The 7933-nt window shown below is 73.9% G+C and carries 8 protein-coding genes; 6 read left to right on the top strand and 2 right to left on the bottom strand.

The window, feature by feature from the left end:
* Nucleotides 1-93: 93 nt before the first annotated feature.
* From ACFTXQ_RS36030 to der, 4 genes are all read left to right on the top strand, one after another.
* Nucleotides 94-1182 carry a prephenate dehydrogenase gene (locus tag ACFTXQ_RS36030; RefSeq protein ID WP_382649745.1) on the top strand — a complete coding sequence of 363 codons (1089 nt, stop codon included), beginning with the start codon at nucleotides 94-96 and terminating at the stop codon, nucleotides 1180-1182.
* Between the two features lie 115 nt (nucleotides 1183-1297).
* Nucleotides 1298-1996: a (d)CMP kinase gene (cmk, locus tag ACFTXQ_RS36035; protein ID WP_382649748.1), complete on the top strand. Its 699-nt coding sequence runs from the start codon at nucleotides 1298-1300 to the stop codon at nucleotides 1994-1996.
* Complete coding sequence (locus ACFTXQ_RS36040; RefSeq protein WP_382649750.1) at nucleotides 1951-2640, top strand: lysophospholipid acyltransferase family protein; 690 nt, start codon at nucleotides 1951-1953, stop codon at nucleotides 2638-2640. Before cmk ends, ACFTXQ_RS36040 begins: the two co-directional genes overlap by 46 nt.
* A 76-nt stretch (nucleotides 2641-2716) precedes the next feature.
* The gene (gene der / locus ACFTXQ_RS36045; RefSeq protein WP_382649753.1) at nucleotides 2717-4177 is read left to right on the top strand and encodes a ribosome biogenesis GTPase Der; all 1461 of its coding nucleotides are present in this window, start codon (nucleotides 2717-2719) and stop codon (nucleotides 4175-4177) included.
* 19 nt (nucleotides 4178-4196) lie between these two features.
* Here der and ACFTXQ_RS36050 read toward each other — a convergent pair whose 3' ends face one another.
* Nucleotides 4197-4589: a hypothetical protein gene (locus tag ACFTXQ_RS36050; RefSeq protein WP_382649756.1), complete on the bottom strand. Its 393-nt coding sequence runs from the start codon at nucleotides 4587-4589 to the stop codon at nucleotides 4197-4199.
* A 157-nt stretch (nucleotides 4590-4746) separates the two neighbouring features.
* Nucleotides 4747-5559, bottom strand: a complete 813-nt coding sequence (locus ACFTXQ_RS36055) for a hypothetical protein (RefSeq protein ID WP_382649758.1) — start codon at nucleotides 5557-5559, stop codon at nucleotides 4747-4749.
* A gap of 297 nt (nucleotides 5560-5856) precedes the next feature.
* Here ACFTXQ_RS36055 and ACFTXQ_RS36060 point away from each other — a divergent pair, with 297 nt between their 5' ends.
* Together ACFTXQ_RS36060 and ACFTXQ_RS36065 are read left to right on the top strand one after the other, a co-directional pair.
* Nucleotides 5857-6645: a transglycosylase family protein gene (locus tag ACFTXQ_RS36060; protein ID WP_382649761.1), complete on the top strand. Its 789-nt coding sequence runs from the start codon at nucleotides 5857-5859 to the stop codon at nucleotides 6643-6645.
* Between the two features lie 71 nt (nucleotides 6646-6716).
* The gene (locus ACFTXQ_RS36065; RefSeq protein ID WP_382649764.1) at nucleotides 6717-7697 is read left to right on the top strand and encodes a helix-turn-helix transcriptional regulator; all 981 of its coding nucleotides are present in this window, start codon (nucleotides 6717-6719) and stop codon (nucleotides 7695-7697) included.
* The last annotated feature ends 236 nt before the right edge of the window (nucleotides 7698-7933 follow it).

The following is a 7933-nucleotide window of genomic DNA, read 5'->3' on the forward strand; positions in this document are numbered from 1 at the left end:
CCACAGGACGGGCCGCCGGGCCCCGGCGTTGCCGCTCTGGCTACCCTGGCCAGGCAGAGCCCGTGATCCCGTACGCACCCCCTGGAGCGCCCCGTGAGAACCGCCGTCGTCATCGGAACCGGACTGATCGGCACCTCCGCGGCCCTCGCCCTGTCCGGCCGCGGGATCACCGTCCACCTCGTCGACCACGACGCGGCGCAGGCCCACACGGCCGCCGCCCTCGGGGCGGGCACGGACGAGCCGTACGAGGGCACGGCCGACCTCGCGATCATCGCCGTACCGCCGGCCCACGTGGCCGCGACCCTCGCCGACGCGATCGGGCGGGACCTGGCGCGGGCGTACGTGGACGTCGCCAGCGTCAAGGGCGGGCCGCGGCGGGAGCTGGCGGCGCTCGGCGTGGACACCTCGGCGTACATCGGCACGCACCCCATGGCGGGCAAGGAGCGCTCCGGTCCGCTCGCGGCGACCGCCGACCTCTTCGAGGGCCGGCCGTGGGTGCTGACCCCGACCCGGGACACCGACCACGAGGTGCTGAACCTGGCGCTGGAGCTGGTGTCGCTGTGCCGGGCCGTCCCGGTGGTGATGGACGCCGACGCGCACGACCGGGCGGTCGCACTCGTCTCTCACACCCCGCAGCTGGTGTCCAGCATGGTCGCGGCGCGGCTGCAGGACGCCGACGAGACGGCGGTGCGGCTGTGCGGCCAGGGCATCCGCGACGTCACGCGCATCGCGGCCTCGGACCCGGCGATGTGGGTGGAGATCCTGTCGGCGAACCCCGGGCCGGTGGCCGACGTACTGGCCGGGATCGCGGCCGACCTGGAGGAGACGGTCGAGGCGCTGCGGGGCCTGCAGTCCGCCGACGAGGCGAAGCGGCGGGGCGGTGCGGCGGGCATCGAGGACGTACTGAGGCGCGGCAACGCGGGGCGGGTGCGGGTGCCGGGCAAGCACGGGGCCGCGCCGGCGGTGTACGAGACGGTGGCCGTGCTCATCAGCGACCAGCCGGGAGAGCTGGCGCGGATCTTCGCCGATGCGGGGCGGGCGGGGGTCAACATCGAGGACGTGCGGATCGAGCACGCGACGGGCCAGCAGGCCGGCCACGTGCAGCTGATGGTGGAACCGCGGGCGGTCGCCTCCCTGACGGCCGAGCTGCGCGAGCGGGGCTGGGCGCTGCGGCAGCAGTAGCCGGCCGGGGGCCTCCCGGCCGGAGTCCGGTGGAGGGGCTGGGGCCCGGTAACCTGGAGCAGGGGCGTTTTCGCGCGCCCGGACACGTACGCGCAACCAGGAAGGTGCCCGCACCGTGGAAACCGCAGCTCCGTCCGCCGTGATCGTCGCCATCGACGGTCCCTCCGGCACGGGCAAGTCCAGCACCTCCAAGGCCGTGGCCGCCAAGCTCGGGCTGCGCTACCTGGACACCGGCGCCCAGTACCGGGCCATCACCTGGTGGATGATCACCAACGGCGTCGACACCGACGACCCGCAGGCCATCGCCGTCGCCTCCGGCAAGCCCGCCATCGTGTCCGGTACGGACCCGGCCGCGCCGACGATCACCGTCGACGGGCTGGACGCCTCCGGCCCGATCCGGACCAAGGAGGTCACCTCCAAGGTCAGCGCGGTCAGCGCCGTCCCCGAGGTGCGCACCCTCATCACCGAGCTCCAGAGGTCCATCGCCGCCCAGGCGGACGGCGGGATCGTCGTCGAAGGGCGCGACATCGGCACCACCGTGCTGCCCGACGCCGACCTCAAGATCTTCCTCACCGCCTCGCCCGAGGCGCGTGCCGCCCGGCGCAGCGGTGAACTCCGCGGCAAGGAGGCCGCCGACCTCGCGGCCACCAAGGAGGCGCTGATCAAGCGCGACGCGGCCGACTCCGGCCGCAAGACCTCCCCGCTCGCCAAGGCCGACGACGCCGTCGAGGTGGACACCACCGACCTCACGCTGGACCAGGTCATCGAGTGCGTCGTCACCCTGGTGGAAGAGAAGCGGGCGGGGCGCAAGTGAGCCATACGCCCTCCCTCAAGGGCGCGGCGGTCGGCAGGCGCATCGGCATCGGGCTCATGTACGGGCTGTGGAAGCCCCGCGTGCTCGGCGCCTGGAAGGTCCCCGCCTCCGGACCTGTCATCCTTGCGGTGAACCACTCGCACAACATAGACGGCCCGATGGTGATGGGCACGGCTCCGCGCCCCCTGCACTTCCTGATCAAGAAGGAAGCGTACGTGGGCCCGCTCGCCCCCTTCCTCGAAGGGATCGGGCAGGTCAAGGTCGACCGCTCCGGCACCGACCGGACGGCGATAAGCCGTGCCCTCGCCGTGCTCGACAACGGCGGCGCCCTGGGGATCTTCCCCGAGGGCACCCGCGGCGAAGGGGACTTCGCCTCGCTGCGCGCCGGGCTCGCCTACTTCGCGGTCCGCAGCGGCGCGCCCATCGTGCCGGTGGCCGTCCTGGGCAGCGGCGACACCCGGGGGCGGCTCGTCAAAGGGCTGCCGGCCCTCAAGAGCCGGGTCGACGTCGTCTTCGGGTCGGCCTTCGACGCGGGAGACGGCAGTGGCCGCCGTACCCGCACCGCGCTGGACCAGGCCACCGCACGCATCCAGGACCGGCTGACCGCCCACCTGGCCGACGCCAAGCGCCTGACCGGGCGCTGAGCGAGACTTGACCCTAGTAGTGGAACCGCGCTGCGCGGGTGCCACCGATCACCACGAACGACGAGGAACGGACTTCATGAACGACCAGCACGACCACGGAGCACTTGGCGATGCCGAGTACGCGGAGTTCATGGAGCTCGCCGCGGAAGAGGGCTTCGACATCGAGGATGTCGAAAGCGCGATCGACGAGGCGGCCGCCGGCCCCCTCCCCGTCCTCGCCGTCGTGGGCCGGCCGAACGTCGGCAAGTCGACCCTGGTGAACCGCATCATCGGCCGCCGCGAGGCGGTCGTCGAGGACAAGCCCGGCGTCACCCGCGACCGCGTCACCTACGAGGCCGAGTGGGCCGGCCGCCGCTTCAAGGTCGTCGACACCGGCGGCTGGGAGCAGGACGTCCTCGGCATCGACGCCTCCGTCGCCGCCCAGGCCGAGTACGCCATCGACGCCGCCGACGCCGTCGTCTTCGTCGTCGACGCCAAGGTCGGCGCCACCGACACCGACGAGGCCGTCGTCCGCCTGCTGCGCAAGGCCAAGAAGCCCGTCGTGCTGTGCGCCAACAAGGTCGACGGCCAGAGCGGAGAGTCCGACGCGGCCTCCCTGTGGTCCCTGGGCCTCGGCATGCCGCACCCGGTCTCCTCGCTGCACGGCCGCGGCACCGGCGACATGCTGGACGCCGTCCTCGAAGCCCTGCCGGAGGCCCCCGCGCAGACCTTCGGCGGCTCCGCCCTCGGCGGCCCGCGCCGCATCGCGCTGATCGGCCGCCCGAACGTCGGCAAGTCCTCGCTGCTGAACAAGGTCGCGAAGGAGGAGCGGGTCGTAGTCAACGAGCTGGCCGGCACCACCCGCGACCCGGTCGACGAGCTGATCGAGCTCGGCGGCGTCACCTGGAAGTTCGTCGACACCGCGGGCATCCGCAAGAAGGTCCACCTCCAGCAGGGCGCCGACTACTACGCCTCGCTGCGCACGGCCGCGGCCGTCGAGAAGGCGGAGGTGGCGGTCATCCTGATCGACACCACCGAGACCATCAGCGTCCAGGACCAGCGCATCATCACCATGGCCGTCGAGGCGGGCCGCGCGATCGTGATCGCCTACAACAAGTGGGACGAGCTCGACGAGGAGCGCCGCTACTACCTCGAGCGCGAGATCGAGACCGAGATGCAGCAGGTCTCCTGGGCGCCCCGGGTGAACGTCTCGGCGCTCACCGGCCGCCACATGGAGAAGCTGGTCCCGGCGATCGAGACCGCCCTCGCGGGCTGGGAGACGCGCGTCCCCACCGGCCGGCTGAACGCCTTCCTCGGCGAGGTCGTCGCCGCCCACCCGCACCCGATCCGCGGCGGCAAGCAGCCGCGCATCCTGTTCGGGACCCAGGCCGGCAGCAAGCCGCCGCGCTTCGTCCTCTTCGCCTCCGGCTTCCTGGAGCACGGCTACCGGCGCTTCATCGAGCGCCGGCTGCGCGAGGAGTTCGGCTTCGAGGGCACCCCGATCCACATCTCGGTGCGGGTGCGCGAGAAGCGCGGCGCCCAGTACAAGAAGAAGTAGGCGGTACGCGGTGCCGGGGTCAGTAGCCCCGGCGCGGAGCGGGCGGCAGCGCCGCCGGGATGTGCGTCATCCCGGTCTGGTGCTGCCGCCCGCTCGTGTATGCGGGGCTGCCGGCGCCCGCTGCGCCCGCGTAGGCGTACGAGTGGGCCGGCTGCGGGACGTACGGGGACTGCCAGCTGTCGGCCTGCTGCTGCCAGGGCGATGAGGAACCGTTCCAGCCGCCGGTGCCGCCCCCGCCGGTGTACGCGCCGCCGTACGAGAACGCCGTGAAGCCGAGTTCCTCCTCGCCCGTCCGGTCGCCCGGCAGGGCCCGGAAGGAGCGCAGGTACTCCGAGTACAGCGCGTCGTAGATCGGGGTGTGCGAGACGGGGCTCGTACGGGACGGGGCGCGGGAGGAGTCGTATGGATGCACGTAACAGCCAACGAAACCGGGGCGCTGCGGATGCGGGCTGACGGGGCTCAAAACGCAGATCGCCGGGGGTGCGCGGGACGGACCGCGCACCCCCGGCGCACGCCGCCCCGGCCCCCTGGCGAGGGGGCCGGGACGGCAGCTTCGGGAGGGCCGGGGGTCAGGCGCCCGGCGTACCGGCCAGGGGCATCGAGGCGGCCACGAGCTTGCCGCCGGCTGCGGCCTTGTCGAGCGCGTCGCGCAGCAGGTCCTCGCGGGGCTGCTGGCCGATGGACCCGACGGGGGCGGCGTAGATGAGGACGCGCTGGGTCTTGTTGACGGCGGCCCGCCACCCGTCGGTGACCGACAGCGCCTGGTGCGCCTGCCACCAGGCGACCTGGCCGCCGCCCTCGGTGCCCGGCTGGAGCACGGCGTGCAGCTGGCCGCCGGCGAGCAGGACCGACCAGCCGCCCAGGGCGGTGGGGACCTCGGAGAGGTCGGTCACCGGGATGAAGCCCTGCTCGATGAGGAGCGGGAGGAAGTCGTCGCCGGGGCCGTCGCTGCCGGGGCGGGCGATCGGCGCGGTCGGCTCGACCACCAGGGCGGGGTGCAGTTCGCCCGCGATCAGGATCAGGCCGCTGGTGATGCCGAGCACGGCCTGGCCGCCGGGCACGTTCTGCGGGGCTCCGCCCGCGGCGGGCGCGGCGGGGGCCGGGCTGTCGCCCGTGATGCTGCGGACGGCGCCCTGGAGCTGCTCCTCGGAGACGGAGACGACCTGCGAGGGGATGCAGGTGGCGTGGGCGAAGGCGAGGACGGCGGTCTCCTCGCCGACGAACAGCACCGTGCTGGTGCGGTCGTTCTCGGGGTCGCCCGGGGTGCGGCAGGAGGTGCAGTCGTAACTGCGCGGCGCGTCCTCGCCGACGAGCAGCCTGTCGGCTTCTTCGTCACCGATCTCGGCACGTACCTCATCACTGACGTCGAGCATGCGCGGCACGGGGTGGCTCCTCGGCATAGGTGCGTGGGCCGGGTGGTTCCCGGCTCGCCGGGCTCAACGGGGGAGCGGCGGCCGGGGTCACGCCGTTTGAGGGAACGGATTCGAACCGGGCCCCCGAAGGAGTGAACCGTCCGACCGGGGCTTCGTTTTCGTGCCAACTGTTTTCTGATTGTGCGCAGTTGATGTCCGGGGATGGCTGTTTGGGGGAAGGGGTGCGGATCGGCCGAGCGGGTGGGGTGCGGGGGTGTGCCGCGTGGCGGGCCGGGAGGGCGGCGGGGGGCTCCGTAGCGTGACCCGATGCCCAAGCCGAGCACCGGGTGGGCCGCGCGGGTGGCTGCCGCCGCGCTGGTCCTCGTACTGCCGACGGACGCCGCGGTGGCCGTGGCCGCCGCTCCGCCGCCGCCCGCGCCCGGGCCGGCCGCGGCGGCGCACCCCGGATCGCCGGGCGTGATCGGCACCGGCCCGGGGGACTGCGGGCCGGGCGGGGAGTGGCCGTGGGACTGCGTGGCCGACTGCGAGAGCGGGGGCCGCTGGGCGGTGAACACGGGCAACGGCTTCTACGGGGGGCTGCAGTTCCGGCAGCCGACGTGGGAGGAGTACGGGGGGCTGACGTTCGCGCGGCGGGCCGATCTGGCGAGCCGGGTGCAGCAGATCCGGATCGCGGAGGACGTGCTCGGAGGTCAGGGGTGGGAGGCGTGGCCGGTGTGCTCGAAGCGGTACGGGCTGGCGGGTCGGATGCACGTGGTGCGGGCCGGGGAGACGCTGGTGTCGATCGCGCGCACCCGCCGGGTGAAGGGCGGCTGGCGGGCGCTGCACGAGGCGAACCGGGCGGTTCTCGGGGAAAGGCCGGAGTCCCTCGCGGTGGGCACCCTGCTGACCCTGCCGACCGCGGACCCGCTGCCGAACCCGGTCCCGGCCGGCCCGAAGCCGCCGGCCCCGGCGGGGCCCGCACCGAAGCCACCGACACCTGCGGCCTCGAAGCCACCGACACCTGCGGCCTCGGAGCCGCCGGCCCCGGCCGGGCCCGTGGCGAAGCCGCCGACGCCCGCGGCTTCAAAGCCGGCCGCCCCTGCGGCCGTTCCGTAGCCGCGCCCCGCCGCGGGCGCTGGGCCGCGGCCCAGCGGCGGGGGAGGCACGGGCGCTGGCAGACTCGGGGGATGCTCGACACCTCCGCACGACTGCTGCGCCTGCTGTCCCTGTTGCAGGCCCACCGCGAATGGACCGGGGCCGATCTCGCGGACCGGCTCGGGGTGACCCCGCGGACCGTCCGGCGGGACGTGGACCGGCTGCGGGAGCTGGGCTACCCGGTGAACGCCAGCCCCGGGACCGGCGGCGGGTACCAGCTGGGGGCGGGGGCCGAGCTGCCGCCGCTGCTGCTGGACGACGACGAGGCCGTCGCCGTCGCGGTGGGGCTGCGCACGGCCGCCGGGAACGGCGTCGAGGGGATCGGGGAGGCCTCCGTACGGGCCCTGGCCAAGCTGGAGCAGGTGCTGCCGTCGCGGCTGCGGCGCCGGGTGTCCGCGCTGAACGAGTTCACCGTGCCGATGCTGCGCGGGCCGCAGCCGTCCACCGTGGACCCGTCCGTGCTGACCGAGCTCGCCGCCGTCTGCCGGGACGGCGAGCGGCTGCGCTTCGGCTACCGGGACCACGAGGGCAACGTCTCCCGCCGCACCGTCGACCCGCACCGGCTGGTGTGCACCGAGCGGCGCTGGTACCTCGTCGCCTGGGACGTGGACCGCGAGGACTGGCGCACCTTCCGCGCCGACCGGATCGAGCCCCGCCCCCCGCACGGCCCGCGGTTCACGCCGCGGCCGCCGCCCGCCGAGGACCTGGCCGCGTACGTCTCCCGGGGCGTGGGGCAGAGCGCGTACGCCGCGCGTGCGGTGGTGCGGCTGAAGGTTTCGGCCGAGGAGGCGGCGCGGATCATCGGGCCGAGCGACGGAGCCCTGGAACCGGTCGACGGGCAGAGCTGCCTGCTGCGCACCGGGGCGGTGAACCTGGACGTCCTCGTGATTCACGTCATGCTGCTCGGCTGTGAGTTCGAAGTGGTCGAGCCGCCCGAGCTGACGGACCGGATCCGGGCCGTGCGGGATCTCCTGGGGCGGGCCGTGGGGCCCGCGGCAGTGAAGGAAATGTAGGGGACCCGAGGGGGATTCGCCTGGTCCGGTCCAAGGGATGCGGCAATCTCCGACGGGAATTCCCGGGCCGCGTCAGGGGGTTCGGGCGCAAATTCCAAAGCGCCTCTGCGGCGGGCGTGTCGCGGGCCGGAAAACAATTGGAAGTTGTCGATATTCTGTGACACAAGCGTGACCCGGGACGGACGAACGTCCCGGCGTGGCGCTGACGGACGAACGGCGAGGGCGGGCCGGGTCAC

Source organism: Streptomyces sp. NPDC057010, from assembly GCF_042673805.1.
Taxonomy (GTDB): Bacteria; Actinomycetota; Actinomycetes; order Streptomycetales; family Streptomycetaceae; genus Streptomyces.